Origin of the sequence: Streptomyces sp. ISL-12 (genome assembly GCF_018614415.1) — a bacterium.
Classification (GTDB): domain Bacteria; phylum Actinomycetota; class Actinomycetes; order Streptomycetales; family Streptomycetaceae; genus Streptomyces.
This window is the reverse complement of record NZ_JAGGOO010000163.1, coordinates 1-20,579: the sequence shown is the minus strand read 5'-3', so window position 1 is coordinate 20,579 and position 20,579 is coordinate 1. Positions and strand designations below refer to the sequence as shown.

Here is a 20,579-nt window from a genome sequence, read left to right as displayed (position 1 = left end):
CCCCATCGCGTCGACTCCCTCCTCCGCCTTGCAGCCGCACGCGCTGCACGCACCAGACCCCGCTCACCGGCATGGACAAGTCCCGCCGATGTCCTGCGTCCTGATCCAAACGACAGGCCCTAGGCCGGGACGCGGGTCTTCCGGAGGGGCGCGCCGGCCCGGTGGAGGCTGACGAGCGCCAGCCGGTACGAGGTGATCAGTCCCGTCTCCGCATAGTCGACGCCCAGGTCCCGGCAGTACTGCCGGACGATGGCGCGAGCCTTGCGCAGGTTGGGGCTGGGCATGCTCGGGAACAGGTGGTGCTCGATCTGGTGGTTCAGGCCGCCGAGCGCGAAGTCCGTGAACCGGCCGCCGTTGACGTTGCGCGAGGTGAGCACCTGGCGGCGGAGGAAGTCCGGGCGGTTGTCGGCCGACAGGATCGGCATGCCCTTGTGGTTGGGCGCGAAGACGGAACCGAGGTAGACGCCGAACAGGCACTGGTGGACGGCGAGGAAGGCGAACGCCATACCGGGCGGCAGCACCCAGAACAGCGCGGTCAGGTAGACCGCGCAGTGCGCGAACAGCAGGGTGCCGTCGAGGGCCCGGTGCTTGAGCGAGCTGTTGGCGATCGCCCTGCCGCTCGCCACGTGCAGGTTGAATCCCTCCAGCGTGAGCAGCGGGAAGAACAGGAACGCCTGCCAGCGGCCGAGCAGACGGGGCAGTCCACGGGCGGCACGGGCCTGATCCTGGGACCAGACGAGCAGGTCGGGGCCGATGTCGGGGTCGAGGTCCTCGGTGTTGGGGTTGGCGTGGTGACGGGTGTGCTTGTCCTGCCACCAGCCGTAACCCATTCCGATCCAGGCCCCGGCGATCCGCCCGGACACCTCGCTCGCCCGGCGGCGGCGGAACACCTGCCGGTGGGCCACGTCATGGGCGACCAGGGCCACTTGCCCGTAGAGGACAGCCATGAAGGCGGCGACCGCCAGCGTCCACCACGAGGGGCCGACGAGGATGAACGCCGCCCATCCAGCGGCGTAGAGCCCGGCCACGGCGGTGATCCGGAGCGTGTAGTAGCCGGGGCGGCGCTTCAGCAGCCCGGCGTCCGCGATCTTCCTCGACAGTCGGGCGAAGTCGCTGCCGGGGTTGTCGGAACGTGGTGCGCGGACCGTGACAGTGGTCATGAGACGAAACTCTCTGAGAGGCGGGTGGGACGGCTCGGCGCGGCGCCTGCGGGGAGTACGGGGAGTACGGGGAGTACGGGGAGTACGCGGAGTACGGGACCGGCCGCGTACACGGACGTGCCCGCGGCGGCACAAGCCCTCGTAGGGAGACGGCCCTCAGGATCCGCCGTCGGTGCCGGCCGCGTGGTCGTCCAGCGCGGCGGCCATGAGAGAGGCGCCGGCTTCCTCCGACGTGTCCGGCGGCACGACCAGCAGGTCCCAGCGGCCCTGGCCGGGGGAGAGCAGAACGACGGTGTCCGGGGCGTGCGGTGCGACCGCCTTGTGCAGGCGTACGACCTGGTCGGCGACGAGCACGCTTCCTGGTGCCGCCGACCAGGCGGCGGCGTTCACGGTGACGCTGACGATGCCGCCCCAGGAGGCCGGCAGTGCGGCGAGCAGCCGCGGGAGCTGTGCCGTGAGGTCGCGGGAGTGGGGCCACCACACTCCGTCGATCCGGCGCGGCAGTAAGCCGTGCGGTGCGAGGCGCAGGCGCAGCGGGGGGCGGACGGCCGGTGTGGCCGGGGCTGTGGCGATCACATGAGTTCTCTCTGACGAGGTGGGTTGCGAGGTCGATCACGGCGTTCGGCGTGCCTCGGCCCGCCGGGCGGGACGGGTGCCGTGCTGTTCCGTCGTACGTCGGTGGCCACTGGCCGGGGCGGGTTCGGGCGAGGAAGCGCCGGGTGGCCCGGAGGCTTCTGGCCGCAGTGCGAGACACGCCCGCTTCCGCTGTGTCTCCCGGACGGTGCCGGAACCAAGGTGAGGGCGAGAGCGACCGGGCCTGCGGCGACCACGGAAGTGCCGGCACGGATGAGGCCGGGCTCGGAGAGGGCGGAGTACGCGGTGGGGGAGCGGGGCCGTCCGGACGATGAGTCCCCGTCACCGGGGTGGGGCCGGTCCGCCACCGGCGTGCTTGATGCCCTCGGTCCCCTCAGCCTACTCCTCGCTGCGTGAAGGCGGCGTGACGGCCGGTCACCGGTCTCGGCGGCGGTGCCCGGGCGGACGCCCTCGCCCGTGCTCCGCGCGACGTGAGACAGGCTGGACCCTTCAGGCCGGCGCCGCCGGGAAGCCGCCCCCCTGGCTCTGGCCCGGAGGCGTCGGCACCGCTCGCCCTCAGGCTGTCCGCGCGGTCGTGATCAGCGCCGCCGGGGGGAAGGGGAGGCATCAACCGGTCCCCGAGATCCAGGCCTGAGGCCTGAGTTCTGACTGGGTCGGATCGGATCGGATGGATCGGGCCGGATCAGACCAGGCCGGCTCAGGGCCACACCAAGCAGTACGCCTGATGTCCCGCCTCATGCAGCCGATGGCTGAAGTCCTGCCACTCGTGCAGCGATTGGCGGCAGCATCCCCCTGACCTGGAGTTACTCGGGCGAACGTGCGTTGACCAGGGGAAACTCCTCTCCGTAGTTCTCACTGGTCTACGCCGTTTCCCGGGCTCATGTGCCCTGGATGTGCCCTCGCGGTCACCTAGCCCAGAGCATCGACGAGTGCTTCGCACAAAGCCTTGGTGTCCTCGATCGCCTGGCGGCACATGCCCTCGGTGAGAACGAGTCGCTGACCGGCGCGTGCGGAGGAGTTCGGCACCTTGGCCAGGTACTTGTCGTCCACGATGCCGTCATTGTGGGTGAAGACGTGACGGGCCGCCCAAGTGGTCAGAAGGCGCTGCCACCTCGCTTGACCAAGAACCGGTCGTAGATCGGAGAAGCCGGCGTTGACGAGCAGATCGGCCATGGGGTCGAGGCGCTGGAAGATGGCACCTTTTCCTCTCACCCGGGTGTCGGCGTCCGGCACGGCGGCGTGGAAGAGCGAGGACGCGAGAGCTTCTACGACTCCGACCACGTTCTCGACCGTGTCCACCCAGTTGCGGGTGAACACTCCCTGCTCGCGGAGCAGCGCCTTCGTGTCCGACGGAAGGGCGCCCAGGGCTTCCAGACGGGCGGTATCTGCTTGTAGGGCGTCGAGGGCCACCGACGCGGCCGGGAGTTGCCCACACACTGGGCAGTACCGGTGTTCGTCGAAGACCGCGTAGTCGATCTGGCAGTCGGGGCAGGAGCGGATGCGGACGAGGCGCTCCTCGTTGATCCCTGGCAGGGGCCGGGGTCTGAAGGGCTTGGATGTGACGGAAAACGAGACACCGCCTCGCCGTGAGCCGCTGGGCCGGTTGCCGAGCGCCTTCCCCAATCGCCTGCTGATCTGCTGCATTCCGTAGTTGCCTGCGGCTTGTATGAGGCGCTTACGCTGCTGTTGGGTCAGGAAGTTCGAGTGCTCGGCGTGATACCCGCAGTACACGCACCACAGACTGAGGTCGTCGGGCAGGGCCTTGTACTGCTGCATGTCCATCCGGAAGATCAGCGAGCAGTCAGGGCACTGGCGACCGAAGAACCCGTCGCCGTCGGAGGGCACGCTGACCTGTATCCGAACCGATTTGCCCGGGCGGCCGACGAGTTCGGCACCGTCGGGCATTCTGAAGTTGCGGTTGTCGCGCATGGGTCGATTGTGGCGTGGGGCACTGACAATGCCGCTGTCTGTGGTGCCGGCCGCCGCGTTCCTGGTCGTTCGTCAGGAGCGCACGAGGCGGGCGATGGCGTCGCTGGCTTCCTTCAGCTTGATGTCGCCGTTGCCACTGCCGTCCGCCACGGCCGTGCGTACGCAGGTGTCCATGTGCTCGTCGAGCATCTGCAGGACGAAGGACTGCAGGGCGCGTGTGGTGGCGGAGACCTGGGTGAGGACGTCGATGCAGTAGGTGTCTTCCTCCACCATTCGCTGCAGACCTCGGACCTGCCCTTCGATCCGCCGCAGTCGCTTGAGTACGTCCTCTTTTCGATTGCTGTAGCTGGCCATCGGACTCTTTTCCCTTCTTCTTGCGGGGTCAGCGCTGGTGGTTGCTGTCGCTGTGTTCTTCGCTGGTTGCAGGCTTCGTGGTGCCGGCGGGAGTCGTCTTTCCGGTGTGGACGGTGAAGGCCGCGGTGCGGACGGTTCCGTTGTGCTTGAAGTCGAGGAACAGGCGATAAGTCCCGGCGCTGGGCGCGGTGGCGGTGAAGGAGATGCCGGGACCGGGCTTGGTGGTGCCGTCGCCGGGTTCGCCATGGGGGTGGACGTGGAGGTAGGCGAGGTCGCCGGAGCGCAGGGCGACTAGGTGGCCGTAGGCGCCCAGGTAGGGCTCCAGGTCGGTGACCGGGCGGCCGTCGCGGCTGACGCTGAGGGTCAGCTCGCCCGCCTTGCCGGGGGACAGGGCGCCGTTCAGTGTGACGGTGTAGCCGTCGATTGTTGTGGTGGTGGCGGGTTCGGGCAGGGCTGCGGCCTTGTAGGCGCCGGAGGATGCGAGGTCCGCGCCCAGGGTCAGGTTGGTGGCGCCTTCGGCGTCCGGGGTGAAGTCGGCGAAGACGCGGTAGGTGCCGGCGGCGGGCAGGTCGACGGGGGTGCTCCAGGTGCCGTCGGCTGCTCGCGTGGGGTGCAGGTGGCGGTAGGTGACCAAGTCGCGTGAGGCGAGGATGAGGTGGAGCTCCTTGCCGTGCTCACGCCGGAAGGACGTCACCTGGTGTCCGTCCTGGTCGCGGATGGCGAAGCGGAGTTCGCTCTCTTCACCTGCGGTTACGCGAGGTGTCTTGAGGTCCAGGGTGTATCCCGCTTCGGAGATCTGCAGGCCCGCGGGGGTGGCGTTCGCGTGGCCGCCGTGGCCGCCGTGGCCGGACGGTGCCGGGCGGTCGTGCTTTGCGTGCGCTGCCGGCTCCTGGTCTCCGGCGGCGGGGTCGATCGCCGCGCCGACCCCGTAGGCAGTACCGAAGGTGGCCGCGAGCGCGGCAGCGAAAACGGTGATCTTCACGCCGGTGTTCATGACGTGTCCTCTCTTGTCGGCGTCGCGCTTCTGCTGAACTTGACGGTGACTATATACCCCGGGGGGGTATGTGCAATCGATCTGTCAACGTTTGCCAAACATACCTAGGGGGGGTATACATGGTGGCGCCAGGGTACCCCCCAGGGGTACTTGATCGCCTTGTCTAGGAGGAACCCATGTCCTGTTGCACCCCCGACGGCAGCTGCTCCACCGGCACCACTACGTCCACGGCCACGGCGGGCACCACCACCGTCTACGACGTCTCCGGGATGACCTGCGGCCACTGCAAGGCCACGCTCACCAAGGAGATCGGCGCGCTGGACGGCGTCCTGGCGGTCGACGTAGATCTCGAAGCCGGCCAGGTCAGCGTCACCACGAAGGACGAGCCCGACGACGCGCTGCTGGCCAAGGCCGTCGACGACGCCGGTTACGAGCTCACCGGCCGCGCCGCCTGAAGCGTCCGCACACCTGCCGGGCCCGCCCGCGGGCCCCCGGCCCCCTCTTTCGTTTCCTTCCTTTGTTCGTCGATCAGCACGAGGAGCACTGATGGCCACCACGGTCCCCGACACAGCCGAGGTAGAACTCGCCATTGGCGGTATGACCTGCGCCTCGTGCGCCGCCCGGATCGAGAAGAAGCTCAACCGAATGGACGGGGTCACCGCCACCGTCAACTACGCGACGGAGAAGGCCAAGGTCAACTACACCGGTGACGTGTCCGTGCCCGAGCTGATCGCCACGGTCGAGGCGACCGGCTACACCGCCCGCGAACCCGAGCCGGTACGCGCCGAGCCCGCGCCCGGCACGGAGGGCGCCGAGCCGGCCGACGAGCTGCGGCCGCTGCGGGAACGGCTGGTCACCGCCGTGGTGCTGGCCGTCCCGGTCATCGCCATGGCGATGGTGCCGGCGTTGCAGTTCGAGTACTGGCAGTGGTTGTCGCTGACGCTGGCGGCGCCCGTCGTGACCTACGCCGCCTGGCCCTTCCACAAGGCCGCCGTCACCAACGCCCGGCACGGTGCGGCCACCATGGACACGCTGATCTCGGTGGGCACGTCGGCGGCGTTCCTGTGGTCGCTGTGGGCGCTCTTCTTCGGCACCGCCGGCACCCCCGGCATGACGCACCCCTTCGAGCTGACCATCGCCCGCAGTGACGGTGCCGGGAACATCTACCTGGAGGCCGCCGCCGGAGTGACCGCCTTCATCCTCGCCGGCCGCTACTTCGAGGCCCGCTCCAAGCGCAAGGCCGGCGCCGCGCTCAAGGCCCTGCTGGAGCTGGGCGCCAAGGACGTCACTGTACTGGGCCCCGACGGCAGCGAACGCACGATTCCCACCGGGGAACTGGCGGTGGGCGACCGCTTCCTCGTCCGCCCCGGCGAAAAGATCGCCACTGACGGCACGGTCGTGGAGGGCTCCTCCGCGGTGGACGCCTCCATGCTCACCGGCGAGTCGGTACCGGTCGAGGTCGGCGTCGGCGACGGCGTCACCGGTGCCACCCTGAACGCGGGCGGCCGTCTGGTCGTCGAGGCGACCCGGGTCGGCGCGGACACCCAGCTGGCGCGGATGGCGAAGCTGGTCGAGGACGCGCAGAACGGCAAGGCCGCCGCCCAGCGGCTCGCCGACCGCATCTCCGGGGTCTTCGTGCCCGTCGTCATCGCCCTGGCGCTGGCCTCCCTCGGCTTCTGGCTCGGCAACGGCTCCGGACTCACCGCCGCGTTCACGGCCGCCGTCGCCGTCCTGATCATCGCCTGCCCCTGCGCCCTGGGCCTGGCCACCCCGACCGCGCTGATGGTCGGCACCGGGCGCGGTGCCCAGCTCGGTATCCTCATCAAGGGCCCCGAGGTCCTGGAGTCCACCCGCAAGGTCGACACCATCGTCCTGGACAAGACCGGCACCGTCACCACCGGCCGCATGACCCTGCTCGCCGTGCACACCGCCGACGGCACCGACGAGACGGATGTACTGCGCTTGGCCGGCGCCCTGGAGCACGCCTCCGAACACCCGATCGCGCAGGCAGTGGCCGCCGGGGCAGCCGACCGCACGGGCACCCTGCCCGTCCCGGAGGACTTCGCCAATGTCCCCGGTCTCGGCGTGCAGGGCATCGTCGAGGGGCACGCCGTCCTCGTGGGCCGTGAGAAGCTTCTCGCCGAGTGGGCCATGGACCTGCCCGTCGACCTGGCACGCGCCAAGGCCGAGGCCGAGGCGGCGGGACGCACGGCGATCGCGGTCGCCTGGGACGGCGAGGCGCGGGCGGTCCTGGAGGTCGCCGACGCGGTCAAGGAGACGAGTGCCGAAGCCATCGGTCGGCTGCGGGCCCTGGGCCTGACCCCGATCCTCCTCACCGGCGACAACAGGGCCGTCGCCGAGGCGGTGGCGGCAGAGGTCGGCGTCGCCCCCGAGCACGTCATCGCCGAGGTCATGCCCGAGGACAAGGTCGACGTGGTCAAGCGCCTCCAGGACGAGGGCCGCTCGGTGGCGATGGTCGGCGACGGGGTCAACGACGCCGCCGCGCTCGCCCAGGCCGACCTGGGGCTGGCCATGGGCACCGGCACCGACGCCGCCATCGAGGCCGGCGACCTCACCCTCGTACGCGGCGACCTGCGCGCCGCCGCCGACGCTATCCGCCTGGCCCGCAAGACGCTCGGCACCATCAAGTCCAACCTCTTCTGGGCCTTCGCCTACAACATCGCCGCCCTGCCGCTCGCCGCGGCCGGACTCCTCAACCCGATGATCGCCGGAGCCGCCATGGCGTTCTCCTCCGTCTTCGTCGTCGGCAACTCCCTGCGCCTGCGTGGCTTCAAGGCCGCGAGCTGAGAACACTGTCCAAGAGGGTGAGGGCGGGCCGTCAGGCCCGCCCTCACCCTCTTCTGACCTCCTGCTTCGGGCTCGCAGGCGTCACCCCGCGCCGGCTCCCGAGTACTTGCCCAGCGTGATCTGCACCCGCAGACACATTCCCAACACCTGCCGGACCAATGTCACCTGCGCCGTGCCGACTCCGCACCACGTTCCGCATGACGACACCCTGGTCGCCCTGGTTGCCAACTGAGCAATGCCCTTCGCTTCCATATGCCGTCCATACCCCCGCCCCGTATGCCCAGTCATCGTGGGAGAGACCACCGGCCATCGCTGCAGAGTCTGGGTGACGCGTCACAGGCGGCGGGCAAGTCGCCCTCGTCGAAGACGTGCACCTCGCCCAGGACCCAGTCGTCGGCGAGAGCGTCGACCAAGTCTGGTGTGGATCTCCCGCCTAGCTACTCAAGGCCGGTGGTGTGGAAAGTCGGTGGCCTAGACGGTGGATACCGCCCGTTAGGGCGCTCCGCTCCCCTCTCCAGCCGGGGCCCCGTAGCCCCCTGGCCGGCTCACGAGGCGTCGGTCAGGACCTGGCGCAGCTGGCCGGTGGCGGGGAGTCAGGCCAGCCCGTCCGGGGTGCGGTACACCCGGCAGGTCAGCCCGGCTACGCGGCCGGGCTCGGTGAAGGGGTCCTGGCCGTCGACGAGAATGGCCGGCGAGCCGGTGAAGCCGAGCCGCTCGGCCTCCGCCTGGTCTGCCATGGTCCGGATGGTGAACATGGTGTCGTGCAGACCGAGTTCGTCGAGCACGCCCCTGAGCTGCTCGGTGGCGGGCGGTCCGCAACGCCACACTCGGCTGGTCCGGGGCCGCTCCGATCGCCGCCCTTGTGGATCGCCGCCATTGCCCTCATGGAAGGCCGCGCCGCCTGGCCGACCAAGGGCTGCTGCGTGCCCCCGGCGTCCCTGGCGGCGCCGGCCACCGACGCCGGGGAGTGCCTGCGGTTGCCGCCCCGGCTGCGACTGCTGGACCGCCCGCGAGCGGCGAGCGGGAAGACAGGACGGGACCGTTCCGCACCGACATCGTCAGTGCGGGACGGTCCCGTCGGCTGCCAGGGTGCACCCGCAGCCCATGGTTCAGGCGTTGACGGACGCGCTGTTCACGGCCGAGGGCTCCTCAGCGCCGGACGATGCCGGGCGGCCCCGCATCAGCACCGCCGTCAGCAGACCACCCGCGGCGGCGATGGCCGCGGCGCCGATGAAGGCGGCGCTGAAGCCGTCGGTGAGGGCGGGCAGGTTGCCGATCTTGTCCGCTCCCTGGGAGGTGGCCAGGGCGGTCAGGGCGGCGAGGCCCAGGGCGGAACCTACCTGGTAGGTGGTGTTGACGATGCCGGAGGCCAGGCCGGCCTGTTCCTGCGGCACCCCTGAGATCGCCGACATCATCGCCGGGATGTAGGCCAGCGACATGCCGGTCGCGGCGACCAGTGAGGCCGGCAGGACGTCGACGACGAAGGTGCCGGTCGGTTCGACCGCCGCCAGCCACACCAGGCCCGCTGCCAGGACGAACAGGCCGCCCGAGATCAGTGGCTTGGCGCCGAAGCGGCCCAGCAGGCGGGCGGTGATGAGGGTCATGAAGACCATCAGCAGGCCGGTCATCGGCAGCAGGGCAGCGCCGCTGGCGAAGGCTCCGTAGCCGAGGACCTGCTGCAGGTAGAGGTTGAGGAAGTACCACATCGGGATCCAGGCGGCACCCAGCAGCGTCATCGCCAGGTTGGAGACGCCCAGGCCCGGGGTGCGCCAGACGCGCAGCGGCATCAGTGGCGTCTTCACCGACTTCTGTACGACGAGGAAGAGGGCCAGCAGCACGGCGGCGCCGAGCAGTTCCAGCACCGTCTGGGTGGCGCCCCAGCCGACCTCGGGTGCGCGGACGACGGCGAACACGGCGAGCGCCAGGCCGGCGGTGACAGACGCGGCACCGAGGACGTCGACCGCACCGCGGCTCGGCGCGACGGCAGGCAGGAGCCCGGTGGCGGCCAGGGTCGCGATGCCGATGGGGACGTAGATGATGAACACCCAGGGCCAGCTCGCCCACTCGGTGAACACGCCGCCCAGGAAGACGCCCGCGGTGCCGCCGGCGGGGGCGGCGGCACCGTAGAGGGCCAGGGCTTTGCCTAGTTCCTTCGGGTTGTGGCCGAAGAGCATCATCAGCAGGGTCATGGAGGCCGGCGCGATCAGCGCTCCTCCCACGCCCTGCACGGCGCGGCCCGCGACTTCCACCCAGGCGGTGCTCGCGGCGGCGGCGACGACGGAGCCGGCGATCAGCACGACCCATCCGCCGGCGAAGACCCGCCGGGCTCCCAGCAGGTCGGACAGGCGACCGCCGAGCAGCAGCAGCCCGCCGAAGGCGATGACGTAGGCGTTGAAGACCCACTGCAGGTCGCCCTGGGAGAAGCCCAGGTCACGCTGCATTTCCGGAAGGGCCACCCCGATGATCGAGGTGTCCATGATGACCATGAACTGCGCCGCGGCCAGCACTACAAGTGCCCACCAGCGCTGTGGATTGACGGTTGACATCGCTCGTTCCCTCCCAATACGTAGGTACCCCCCGGGGGTATCTCTGTCTCGCGACGGAACGATATACCCCCCCGGGGTATTCAGGAAGGGGGAGAGGTTGTTGTTCTGGTTCAAGCTGCTTGCGAGGTCGTCCAGCGCTGTCGTCTGAGGCCGGCCTCGGTGTCACCGAGCGGATTCCGTCCGGGCTTCATTCGCCGGAGCGCGACAGGTGGTGGCCGTTTGCGGCGCGCGGTCGGGTGATACCCGGCAGGCACCGCGCAACGGACGCTGTCCCGTGCCCCGTCAGCAGCAGAACAGGAGCGGCCCCATGAGTACATCCGTCAACGACATGCTCCGCACCTACCCCGCAGACCTGGGTGGCGTGGACCAGGAAGCGATGGCCAGGTGCATCGAGGAGTGCATCGCCTGCGCGCAGGCGTGTACCGCCTGTGCCGACGCCTGTCTGTCGGAGGGCATGGTCGGCGATCTGACCAAGTGCATCCGCACCGACATGGACTGCGCTGACGTCTGCAACGCCACCGCGTCGGTCCTTTCCCGGCACACCGGCTACGACGCCAACATCACCCGGGCCGTCCTGCAAGCCTGCGCCACCGTCTGCAAGGCGTGCGCCGACGAGTGCGCCGCCCACGCGGACATGCACGAGCACTGCCGCGTCTGCGCCGAAGCGTGCCGACGCTGTGAGCAGGCGTGCAACGACTTGCTCGCCAGTCTGGGCTGACTCCGACTGCGCAACGCCGGGCGGCCCCCGGAAATCCTGGGGGCCGCCCGGCGTTGTGGTGGTGCGGGTCAGTGGTAGGCGTGGACGACGGCGTGTCCCTTGCCGCGGCCGATCATCCACTTGTTGACCGGCGTGGTGATCACGAAAGCGACGGCGAAGCCGCCGAGCAGCGCGTACCAGAACAGTCCGTCGGACAGGTGCGCGTCCATCGCTCCGGGCGTCAGCGCGATGATGCCGTTGTCGACCAACTCCATCACCGCGATGGACACGGTGTCGGCGGCCAGCGCGACCTTGATCGCCGCCTTCAGGGACACCCCGGCGCGCACCACCGCGAACAGGGTGAAGGAGTAGCCGAAGAGGAACGCCAGGCTGATGGCCAGGGCCATCGTCTGCACGTTGCCCCACATCAGAGCGGTGCCGATGACCATGCCGAGGATCTCGCCGATGGCGCACCCGGTGAGGCAGTGCAGCGTGGCCTTCATTGCCGTCGCCCAGGTGGTGCCGTGCGCCTGACCGCCGTGATGCCCGCCGTGCCCCTTGTGGCCCCCGTGGCCGCCTGCAGGGGCGGCGTGGTCGTGTGCGGTACCGGAGTGGTGCGTGCTGTGGTCCATGACCTTCATCCCCATTCGACGTCCCGCAAGGCCCCTGGCGGCCCCACCACGAAAACCGTATACCCCCTGGGGGTATCCCGCTAGGGGTGATCCGAAGCCGCTGCCGGGCGATGGAGGAGCTTCCACGTGCGCCCGCCGTCGACGGATTCGTAGATGGCGTCGGTACTGTCCGCCGCCAACAGACGCTGTGTGGTCACCGCGGTCAGCACCCTGCCCTCCCCGTCCGCAGGCAAGCGGCCCTGCTCCGTCCATGTCCGACCGTCGCCACTTGCGACGAGGCGGCCGTCGGCCGTGAACGCCAGCAACCTGCCGGGTTCCGGCTCCTCCACCGCGACCAGTCCGGGCGCCGGGGAGACCGGTCGGAAGGTCCGCGCGCCGTCGTCGCTGCGGGCCAGGCCCGTACCGGTGGCCGCCCACACGGTGGCCGCGCTGACCGGATGCGAGGCGAGGTCGAGCGCCGCCACCTTCGCGCGCTTGTCCCAGGTGCGGCCCCCGTCGGCGCTGGCCCACACCCTCTCGCTCAGGCTGTCGAATCCGTACAGCGCATCACCGGCCTCCTCCAGCGCGTGGAAGTCGGCCTCTCCTTCGGCGGAGACGGTCTGCCAGGTGCGGCCGGCGTCCGTGCTGCGGAACAGTCCCAGGTGGGCGGACCGAGTGCCGGATTCGGCGGGGCTGGGGTGACCGCTGGCCAAGAAAGTGGACGGGCCGGAAACGGTGAAGCCCATCGTGTCCTGATAGCGGTCGGCCACCCGGGTCGCGGTACTGCCCTCCAGGCGGAAGACGCCGTGGTGGCCGGCGGCGTAGACCGTGCCGTCGGCCGGGTCGACGCCCAGGCCGTGCAGGTGGCCGGTCCCCGGGCCGGGAGCCGCCCTGTCACTGCCGGTGCCGGTGGTGTCGGTGGCGGAACAGGAGGCGAGGAGCAGGCCGGTGGCCACGAGCAGGATCAAGGCACGCGAACGGTGCCGCGGTATGCGGATCATGGTGTGAGTTCCAGGCTGGAGAAGGGTGTGAGGGCGGGTGGGCCGGTGCGGGGTGGACGCCTCGGCGCCCACCCCGCACCGGCGTGATGCGGTCAGCCCTTGCCGAGCAGTTCGTTCATCTGCTCGATCTCCGCGCTCTGCGAGCGGATGATCTCTCCGGCCATCTTCGTGGCCGGGCCGTAGGCGCCGTCGGCCTGCTCGGTCTTCGCCATCTCGACCGCGCCCTCGTGATGCTTGATCATCATCTCCATGAAGGCGGTGTCGAACGCCTTGCCCGAGGCGTTCTCGAGCTCGGTCATCTCCTCGGCCGTCATCATTCCGCCCATGTCGTGCATGGAGTGGTCCATGGCGCCCTCGGCGGGCACTTCCTCGCCCCAGGAGGTCAGCCACCCGGAGAGCGTCTTGATCTCCGGGTCCTGGGCCTTCTTGATGTCTGCGGCGAGCTTCTTCACCTCGGCCGACTGCGCACGGTCGGGCGCGAGGTCGGCCATCTCGACGGCCTGGCGGTGGTGGGGGATCATCCCCTTCGCGAAGGCGACGTCAGCGGCGTTGTGCTGTCCCTGCGACGCCGATGCCGACGCCGGGGCGGACGAGGAGGTGGTGGCGTTGTGGCCGTCGTGTCCGGCCGAGCTGTCGCCGTCGCCGTTGCCGCCGCAGGCGGCCAGGACGAGTGCTGCCGCACTCGCGGCAGTAACAGCGGCGGTACGGCGTACGAGGGAACGCTTGCGGATCATGGTGGTGCAACTCCTTGACGCGCCGTTCGCGGCGCGCGGTGGGAAGGGATGTCAGGGCGTGCGAAAGCACGGCACTCGTCACCGGGAGACACCGGCTACAGGGGTACCGAGCGGGCCGCTCTATATCCGCAGGAGTTGCAGCTCGGAAAGATCGGGTGGAGCCCGGCCGTCATGCGGCGACCCCGAGAACACCGCAGCGGGCGCAGGGGCAGGCGGCGCGTCCAGCGGAGCGCCGGTCAGCGCGGGTGGCGTGTACGCCGAACCGGTGCCGGCAGCCGCACACGTCCCATCGGCGTGATCGAGATGGCTCGATCCGCCATCCGAGTGCGTACATCCCCCGCCCGCGTGCGGAACGCCGTCCGCCGCGGCCATCACCATGTCGTGGCCCGCGCCCTGCTGCGCAGCCGGCGTCGCCCCGGGGGCGAGGCCATGCATGCCCAGCACGCCGGCCAGCACCGCCATGACCAGCAGCACGAACAGCCGCCCGGCCGGGCGGCTGCTTGATCGGGGGCTCCTGGTCACGCACCAATCGTACGGGCCCCTCGTGAAAGCGGCAGGTGTGACGGCGCGATCGGCGACTGCCCCCGTCGGCGCCTCTGTGCGCGCCATCCGCCCAGGCGGTGAGGGGATTCACCCGATCCGGTGATCGGCAGCACTCGTATGTGCCGTGAAGCCGAGGCCGCCTCGGACCGCATCTGTGGACGTCCCAGCCGCGCCCAAACCAGGGAGCGTGTCACCCGGACCTCAGTGCGGCCGGTCGGCATGCAACGACCGCACGCGTACAAGCCATTACAGTCCGTGTTGATGTCTATCTGGTTGCGCGCAGGCCAGCAGGTGCATCAGCACGGCAAGCAGCACGACCAGCGGCGCCGTGGTGCGCGCCACGGGCCGAGTGCACGGCAGTACGGACCGGCCACGACCGGGATGGCACGGGCAGAAACCGCCCACAGTGCAGGAGCGTTCTGTGGGCGCGCACCAGAAGCGGCCGACGCGGAGACCGCTCTGCCGCAGAGCGCGCCGACACATGATCATCAGTCACAGTGCTGTGATCTGGACGAACCCACGGTGCAGCCCTCGCGCGACATCCCCCTCGCCGACGGCCCAGCCCTCCATGTCCTCCGCGTTGAACACCCCGGCACCCAGCCGTCGGCCCCACGGGCCGGCGAGCACCCATCGGCTCCCCACCCAAGTGGCTCGTCCACGGGACAGACGCGGTCCCGTCTCGGCGTGTGGCGGACCTGATCGACCAAGTACCGCGGCCCTCTACCCAGCCGCGGCCCACCAGTCGATCATCTCCACCCTCCCTCTACACGCGGCCTGTCGCTGTTCACGGCACCGGCCGCCGGAGAACCACGCCATGAAACACCTGACCTGCACGTCTGTCCTGGCCACACCGACACAGCCGCTCCTCGAAACCAAGCGACCGACGCACACCCCCGCCGGACTGGTCGGCAACACACCCGTCCTCCACATCGGAGCTCCCTTCACCACCCCGGGACGCGGCTTCTGGGCCAAGATCGAGGGGCACAACCCGGGCGGCATCAAGGACCGCACCGCACTGCACATGGTGCGCGCCGCCCGCGAGCGCGGACAGCTCCTGCCCGGCGCCCGCATCGTCGAGTCCTCCTCCGGCACGCTCGGTCTCGGCCTGGCTCTCGCCGGCGCGACGTACGGCCACCCGGTCACCGTCGTCACCGACCCCGGCATGGAGCCCTTGATGACGGCACTCCTCACGGCATACGGGGCCGTCGTGGACCTCGTCGACACCCCGCACGCCTGTGGAGGCTGGCAGCGCGCACGCCGTCAGCGGGTCGAAGAGCTCCTCGCTGCCCATCCCGACGCCTGGTGCCCTGATCAGTACAACAACCCGGACAACGTGGCCGCATACGCTCCGCTCGCCCACGAGCTCGTCGCCCAGCTCGGCCGGATCGACACGCTTGTCGTGTCCGTCGGCACGGGCGGCCACTCCGCCGGGATCGCCTCCGTCCTGCGTGGGTTCTTCCCCCGCCTACGGGTCGTGGGGGTGGACACCTGCGGCTCGACCATCTTCGGACAGCCCGCGGCACCCCGTCTGATGCGGGGTCTGGGCAGCAGCATCCATCCGCGCAACGTCGCCTACGACCTGTTCGACGAGGTCCACTGGGTTGCCGCACCAGAGGCGGTGTGGTCGGCACGCAGGCTGGCCCGTGACCACTACGCCACCGGCGGCTGGAGCGTCGGCGCGGTCGCGCTCGTCGCCCGGTGGGCGGCGCGCACCCTGCCGGCCGAGAACCGGATCGTCGCGATCTTCCCCGACGGCCCGCAGCGCTACGTCGGCACGGTCTTCGACGACGCCTACTGCCGTGAGCACGGTCTGCTCGACGCCCCGCCCGCCGACGATCCCGAGGAAGTCGCCCGTCCGGGAGACCGGGTGGTGACCCGTGGACGCGCTGCACCCACGTCACCGATCCCCTGGCCCCCGCCGACGCACAGGACGCAGGAGACAGGACCGTAGGAGTCGCACGATGAAGCACCTGTGGCAGCAGTCCCGCTCGTTCCCGGCCCCGATCCGGCTGTTGATGGCCAACCAGTTCGCCATCAACCTCGCCTTCTACATGCTCATGCCCTACCTGGCGGCCCACCTGGCCGGCGGGCTCGGGCTGGCGGCCTGGGCCGTCGGACTCGTCCTGGGCGTGCGCAACTTCTCCCAGCAAGGCATGTTCCTCATCGGAGGCACCATCGCCGACCGTTACGGCTACAAGGCCCCGATCATGGCGGGCTGCCTGCTCCGCACCGTCGGCTTCGGCCTCCTCGGCTGGGTCGACAACCTCCCCGCTCTCATCGCCGCCTCGGCGGCCACCGGCTTCGCCGGCGCCCTGTTCAACCCTGCTGTACGTGCCTACCTGGCCGCCGAGGCCGGCGAACGACGCGTGGACGCCTTCGCGACCTTCAACGTCTACTATCAGGCTGGCATGCTCCTCGGACCGCTGGTGGGCCTGGCTCTCCTGGCTACCGACTTCCGGCTCGTCTGCACGGTCGCTGCGGCGATCTTCTCCCTGCTGACCGTCCTGCAATGGCGTGCCCTGCCCGAGCGCCGTGGCGATGCCCCTGGAGCGGAACCGGACAAGGTGCTGTCTCAGTGGCGCGCGGTCGTGACCAACCGGCCCTTCCTGCTGTTCGCCCTCGCGATGATCGGCTCCTACGTCCTCACCTTCCAGGTCTACCTGGCGCTGCCCCTGGCCGCCGCCGACGCCCTGCGTGCTAAGGGAACCTGGGCAACCAGCGGACTCTTCGTCATCTCCGCTGCCGTCGCCGTGGTCGGACAACTCCGGCTCACCGGCTGGGCGAAGGGACGCTGGAGCCCAGCCCAAGCCCTCGTACGCGGCCTGACCACCATGGGACTTGCCTTCCTTCCCCTGGCTGTCACGCCGCCCGATGCCCCGGCCGCAGTACTGACCGCCCTGGTCGTCGCCGTGGCGTTGCTCGCCGTCGGCAGCGCCATCGTCTACCCCTTCGAAATGGACACGGTCGTCCTGCTCTCCGGCAATCGGCTGGTGGCCACCCATTACGGGCTGTACAACACCGTCTCGGGGCTCGGTATCACCCTCGGCAACCTCGCCACGGGCGCGCTGTGGGACTTCGCCGAACGCCACGACGCCTACTGGCTGACCTGGGGCGCCCTGACCGCCGCCGGACTCGGATGCGCTGCATCAGTCGCCGCCCTTGCACGCGGCGGCGGTCTGATCGCGAGGACGGAGACACCTCTCACAGCCGTCTGACGGGCTGGATTGTCAGAGTCCTCCCTCCAGTTAGCGCGCGAAGCCGCGTGGTTCGGCACACAACTGGTGTCGGAGTAGGTCAGACCGCGGTCGAGGGCTTCGTACCGCTTTCGTGCTCTACCTGTTCCCGGGCAGTGTGTGCAGGTGACAGTGGAAGGCCACCGCGTGGCTGGCCATCGCAGCCTTCCACGGTGCGGTGTCGGTGCGGGCGATCTCCTGCCAGGCTGCTGCGTTGGCGGCGGCGAATGCCTCCTTGGCCTCTGCTGGCGCAGTGCGCCAGGAAGGGAAGCGGCGGGCGAAGGCGTCCGCGTCAGTGAGCGTGTGTCCGGCTTCGAGCAGACGCAGGATGAGGATGGCGGGGTCGATCCAGGCTGCGCCGCGTGTGGGCCAGGCCCAGTCGATGATGTGGGCGCGGTCGTCGACGAGGACGTTGTGCGGGGCGAGGTCGGTGTGCAGGAGGGTGTCGCCGGCGAAGAGGGCGGCGGTTCCCGATGGGGCGTATGCGGCCCAGCGCTGCTCGGCGGTCTTGGTGGGGACGTCCGGCGGAGCGGTGATTGCCTGTAGTTCTGCAAGGGCCCCGGCGACGTGGGGCAGGTCGGGGGAGGCGGGGGCGTAGTCGGCGTGCCGTCCCGGGAGGACCTCGTATCCGAGGAGGTCCCAGCCGGCCACCTCGATGTGCCAGTACAGACGAGGGCAGGCGCGGGGGAGGTGTGGGTTGATCGCGGCCTCTCGACGCTGGGCCGGGGCCTGTGGGTGGTCGGTGGGGATGCCCTTGACGAAGACCGGGCCGTGATCGGTGTCGATGAACGCGGCGATGCCCGAGTTCAGCCCTCCGTCGGCGGTGCGGGCGGCGTGGACCGGGCCCGTCTTGTCGGCGATGGCCTGGCGGGCCTCCACGGGAAGGTCGGGGAAGTGGCGGCGGATCATGGACACGGCGCGGTTCCTCGGAGAGAGCGATGGGCTGCCCCGGCCAGCGTACGGCCGGGGCAGCGTGCCGGAGCGGAGTCCGGGTCTAGTAGGGCTGGTCGTCGTCGGCCGAGCAGCTGCACCCGGCGGACTCGGCGACGTCGACGTCCAGGTCGCCGATGATCTGGAACGTGCCCTCGGGGACCGGGGGCACGGAGACGGGCACGGGCAGGGTGCCGGTGGCCTCTGTGGGCGGGCGCAGGCCGATGGTGACCGGGACCGGTGCGGGCCGGGTCAGGGTGGCGCTGGTGGGAGTCATGCTCCGTAACCTCCGTGTTGGCAGTAGAGCGATCGGTTGTCCCCCGCCTCCTGGTGGAGCTTGGCCAGCGGTCGGCATGTCCTGCAGGTGCCGACCTTCGAGCAGCCGGAGCATCCACCGGTGCGGAGTTGAAGGGACTCGGCGATGCCGCCGAGTCGGGGGAGGGCGGTCAGGCCCTCGGTCATGAGGTTCACGCTGGGGTCGCGGCCGATCTTGCAGACCGAGGCGATGCCGTGCGGGTCGACGTGGAAGAAGGTGTGGCCGGCGTTGCAGCCGGTGAAGACACGGCGGGCGCGGACGTACTTCTGGGCCTGTGAGGCGAGCGGCGCCGCCTCCCCGTTGATCGTCGGGGACATGTTCGTGAAGACCTGGTACGGGAAGCCCCAGCGGTCTTCCACCAGGCGGACCATGTCCTCCACCTCGTGGGCGTTCTCCTCGGCGACGATGATGTTGAGCCGGAGGGGCAGGCCCGCCGCGCGGGAGGCGTCCAGGCCGCGGGTGAACCGGTCGAAGGCGCCGCGGTTGCGGGTGACGGCGTCGTAGGTCTCTCCCGTCGCCCCATAGAGGCTCACCGTCAGGCGGTAGGGCCGCAGGCGGGCGAACAGCTCCTGCATCCTCACTTTGTGGAGCTGGCTGCCGTTCGTCGATACCTGGATCATCATCCCGAGCCCGGTGGCGTATGGGGGGTCCTCCTTGGCTGACGTGTACGACCGCTGGCACAAGTCCCATCCCAAGCCGGACGAGACCCAGTGCAGCGAGCACAAGAGCCGCACCCGGCGGATGGTCCCGACCTCTGACCACGGGATCGGTAAGCGCTGGCAGGTCCGGTACCGGGACCTGGACAACCACCAGCGCAAGGAGAACTTCCACACGAGGGCCGAAGCCGACAAGCGGGCGGCCGAGGTCGACGTCGAGATCCGGAGCGGCAGCTACGTCGTTCCCGCCGAGACGAAGCAGACGCTCGGCGCCTACGCCCAGAAGTGGCTCGACGCGAACTCGGTCGGCCCGACCACGGCCCTCCGCTACGAGGCCACCGTCCGCAACCACATCGTCGCCCACCTCGGCCGGCGCGAGCTGCGGTCCCTGAACAAGCCCTCGGTCATTCAGGGCTGGATTCGCACGCTGCAGGACGGCGGCTTCGAGGTGTCGACGATCGAGGGCATCTTCGACATCCTCTCCAGCATCCTCGGCATGGCCGTGGAAGACGGGCTGCTGCCGAAGAACCCGTGCAAGTCGAAGTCGGTCAAGCTGCCGACCGCGACCAAGAAGAAGATCGTCCCTTGGTCCCTGGAGCGTGTGCGTGCCGTCGTCGTCGGGCTGCCCGAGCGCTTCCAGGCAGGTGGCAAGCTCGCCTTCGGGTGCGGTCTGCGCCAGGGGGAGGTCTTCGGCTTCGCCGTCGAGGACATCGACTTCAGGGGCGGCTGGATCCACGTCAACCGCCAGGTGCGGCTCGTCGGCACGAAGCCGGTTTTCGCTCTGCCCAAGGGCAACCGGATCCGGTCAGTGCCGCTGTCGGCTCAGTTGGCCACTGCCCTCAAGGCCCACATGAGGCGATTCCCGCCCACGGCGGTCACGCTGCCCTGGGCGAAGCCCAACGGCGAGCCCAAGACTTTCCGGCTGCTCTTCGTCGACGAGAAGGGCCGAGCGTACAACCGCAGCGTCTTCAACATGGGCGCCTGGAAGCGAGCCCTGGTAGCCGCCGGCGTGATCCCTCCCCGCGAGCGCGGGGCGAGGTATCTCCAGGCGGCCCCGGAGGACGGCATGCATGCCCTCCGGCACGCGTACGCCTCCGTGCTCCTGGACGCGGGGGAGAGCATCAAGGCGCTCTCGGAGTACCTCGGCCACTCGGACCCGGGCTTCACGCTCCGGACGTACACGCACCTGCTGCCGTCCAGCGAGAGCCGGACCCGCAAGGCGATGGACGATGCCTTCACCGGCGCGGAGCCGCAGGAAACCGGAGAGCCTCAGGGCACATCACCACCCCCAGCAAAACCAATGTGCCCTCAATGTGCCCTGGCCGCCTGACTGCCCCTCCCCGGCACGCAAAAGGGCGAGGCCCGAAGACCCCGCCCACCCCTCACAAAGCCCCAGCTCAGGGCCACACCAAGCAGTACGGCTGATGCCCCGCCTCATGCAGCCGGTGGCTGAAGTCCTGCCACTCGTGCAGC

Annotated in this window: 20 protein-coding genes and 1 pseudogene; 6 read left to right on the top strand and 15 right to left on the bottom strand. The window is 69.9% G+C overall.

The features are described from left to right. Nucleotides 1-119: 119 nt before the first annotated feature. From J7I94_RS35030 to J7I94_RS35010, 5 genes are all read right to left on the bottom strand, one after another. Nucleotides 120-1,160 carry an acyl-CoA desaturase gene (locus J7I94_RS35030; RefSeq protein ID WP_215173918.1) on the bottom strand — a complete coding sequence of 347 codons (1,041 nt, stop codon included), beginning with the start codon at nt 1,158-1,160 and terminating at the stop codon, nt 120-122. 156 nt (nt 1,161-1,316) lie between these two features. Continuing rightward, nucleotides 1,317-1,736, bottom strand: a complete 420-nt coding sequence (locus J7I94_RS35025; RefSeq protein WP_215173917.1) for a DUF5994 family protein — start codon at nt 1,734-1,736, stop codon at nt 1,317-1,319. Nucleotides 1,737-2,663: 927 nt separating this feature from the next. Continuing rightward, nucleotides 2,664-3,683, bottom strand: a complete 1,020-nt coding sequence (locus J7I94_RS35020; RefSeq protein ID WP_215173915.1) for a hypothetical protein — start codon at nt 3,681-3,683, stop codon at nt 2,664-2,666. Between the two features lie 72 nt (nt 3,684-3,755). Beyond that, entirely contained in the window at nt 3,756-4,037 is a 282-nt protein-coding gene (locus J7I94_RS35015; RefSeq protein WP_215173913.1) for a metal-sensitive transcriptional regulator, read from the bottom strand. A 28-nt stretch (nt 4,038-4,065) separates the two neighbouring features. Next, a complete protein-coding gene (locus J7I94_RS35010) occupies nt 4,066-5,031 on the bottom strand; it encodes a hypothetical protein (RefSeq protein WP_215173912.1) in 966 nt (321 codons plus the stop codon). 176 nt (nt 5,032-5,207) lie between these two features. Between J7I94_RS35010 and J7I94_RS35005 the strand changes: the two genes are divergently transcribed. After that, nucleotides 5,208-5,486 (top strand): heavy-metal-associated domain-containing protein, encoded by a 279-nt coding sequence (locus J7I94_RS35005; RefSeq protein WP_215173910.1) that lies wholly within the window; start codon nt 5,208-5,210, stop codon nt 5,484-5,486. Nucleotides 5,487-5,577: 91 nt separating this feature from the next. Continuing rightward, complete coding sequence (locus tag J7I94_RS35000) at nt 5,578-7,839, top strand: cation-translocating P-type ATPase (RefSeq protein WP_215173907.1); 2,262 nt, start codon at nt 5,578-5,580, stop codon at nt 7,837-7,839. Between the two features lie 593 nt (nt 7,840-8,432). Here the strand turns inward: J7I94_RS35000 and J7I94_RS34995 are convergent. Together J7I94_RS34995 and J7I94_RS34990 are read right to left on the bottom strand one after the other, a co-directional pair. After that, nucleotides 8,433-8,624 (bottom strand): hypothetical protein, encoded by a 192-nt coding sequence (locus J7I94_RS34995; RefSeq protein ID WP_251076191.1) that lies wholly within the window; start codon nt 8,622-8,624, stop codon nt 8,433-8,435. Nucleotides 8,625-8,948: 324 nt separating this feature from the next. Continuing rightward, nucleotides 8,949-10,385 carry an MFS transporter gene (locus tag J7I94_RS34990; RefSeq protein WP_215173903.1) on the bottom strand — a complete coding sequence of 479 codons (1,437 nt, stop codon included), beginning with the start codon at nt 10,383-10,385 and terminating at the stop codon, nt 8,949-8,951. A 307-nt stretch (nt 10,386-10,692) separates the two neighbouring features. On the opposite strand from J7I94_RS34990, the gene J7I94_RS34985 reads away from it, so the two are divergent. Then, nucleotides 10,693-11,103 carry a four-helix bundle copper-binding protein gene (locus tag J7I94_RS34985; protein WP_215173901.1) on the top strand — a complete coding sequence of 137 codons (411 nt, stop codon included), beginning with the start codon at nt 10,693-10,695 and terminating at the stop codon, nt 11,101-11,103. A 68-nt stretch (nt 11,104-11,171) separates the two neighbouring features. Here J7I94_RS34985 and J7I94_RS34980 read toward each other — a convergent pair whose 3' ends face one another. The 5 genes from J7I94_RS34980 to J7I94_RS39130 all read right to left on the bottom strand — a co-directional run bounded on the left by J7I94_RS34980 (nt 11,172) and on the right by J7I94_RS39130 (nt 14,598). Beyond that, nucleotides 11,172-11,714: a DUF4396 domain-containing protein gene (locus J7I94_RS34980; protein WP_215173899.1), complete on the bottom strand. Its 543-nt coding sequence runs from the start codon at nt 11,712-11,714 to the stop codon at nt 11,172-11,174. Nucleotides 11,715-11,794: 80 nt separating this feature from the next. Next, nucleotides 11,795-12,694, bottom strand: a complete 900-nt coding sequence (locus J7I94_RS34975) for a F510_1955 family glycosylhydrolase (protein WP_215173897.1) — start codon at nt 12,692-12,694, stop codon at nt 11,795-11,797. Between the two features lie 92 nt (nt 12,695-12,786). Further along, a complete protein-coding gene (locus J7I94_RS34970; RefSeq protein WP_215173890.1) occupies nt 12,787-13,428 on the bottom strand; it encodes a DUF305 domain-containing protein in 642 nt (213 codons plus the stop codon). A gap of 120 nt (nt 13,429-13,548) precedes the next feature. Further along, nucleotides 13,549-13,950: a DUF6153 family protein gene (locus J7I94_RS34965; protein WP_215173888.1), complete on the bottom strand. Its 402-nt coding sequence runs from the start codon at nt 13,948-13,950 to the stop codon at nt 13,549-13,551. A 513-nt stretch (nt 13,951-14,463) separates the two neighbouring features. Further along, nucleotides 14,464-14,598 carry a hypothetical protein gene (locus J7I94_RS39130; RefSeq protein ID WP_285442776.1) on the bottom strand — a complete coding sequence of 45 codons (135 nt, stop codon included), beginning with the start codon at nt 14,596-14,598 and terminating at the stop codon, nt 14,464-14,466. A 187-nt stretch (nt 14,599-14,785) separates the two neighbouring features. Between J7I94_RS39130 and J7I94_RS34960 the strand changes: the two are divergent. Together J7I94_RS34960 and J7I94_RS34955 are read left to right on the top strand one after the other, a co-directional pair. Then, nucleotides 14,786-15,936, top strand: a pseudogene (locus J7I94_RS34960) (PLP-dependent cysteine synthase family protein). Continuing rightward, nucleotides 15,933-17,186: an MFS transporter gene (locus J7I94_RS34955; RefSeq protein ID WP_215173886.1), complete on the top strand. Its 1,254-nt coding sequence runs from the start codon at nt 15,933-15,935 to the stop codon at nt 17,184-17,186. The pseudogene J7I94_RS34960 and the gene J7I94_RS34955 overlap by 4 nt, the downstream one beginning before the upstream one ends. 117 nt (nt 17,187-17,303) lie before the next feature. Here J7I94_RS34955 and J7I94_RS34950 read toward each other — a convergent pair whose 3' ends face one another. The 3 genes from J7I94_RS34950 to J7I94_RS34940 all read right to left on the bottom strand — a co-directional run bounded on the left by J7I94_RS34950 (nt 17,304) and on the right by J7I94_RS34940 (nt 19,025). Continuing rightward, the gene (locus tag J7I94_RS34950) at nt 17,304-18,113 is read right to left on the bottom strand and encodes an aminoglycoside phosphotransferase (RefSeq protein WP_251076192.1); all 810 of its coding nucleotides are present in this window, start codon (nt 18,111-18,113) and stop codon (nt 17,304-17,306) included. Between the two features lie 85 nt (nt 18,114-18,198). Next, entirely contained in the window at nt 18,199-18,411 is a 213-nt protein-coding gene (locus J7I94_RS34945; RefSeq protein WP_215173882.1) for a hypothetical protein, read from the bottom strand. Beyond that, nucleotides 18,408-19,025 (bottom strand): hypothetical protein, encoded by a 618-nt coding sequence (locus tag J7I94_RS34940; protein ID WP_251076190.1) that lies wholly within the window; start codon nt 19,023-19,025, stop codon nt 18,408-18,410. The genes J7I94_RS34945 and J7I94_RS34940 overlap by 4 nt, the downstream gene beginning before the upstream one ends. Nucleotides 19,026-19,113: 88 nt before the next feature. Between J7I94_RS34940 and J7I94_RS34935 the strand changes: the two genes are divergently transcribed. Next, a complete protein-coding gene (locus J7I94_RS34935) occupies nt 19,114-20,436 on the top strand; it encodes a tyrosine-type recombinase/integrase (protein ID WP_215173919.1) in 1,323 nt (440 codons plus the stop codon). The last annotated feature ends 143 nt before the right edge of the window (nt 20,437-20,579 follow it).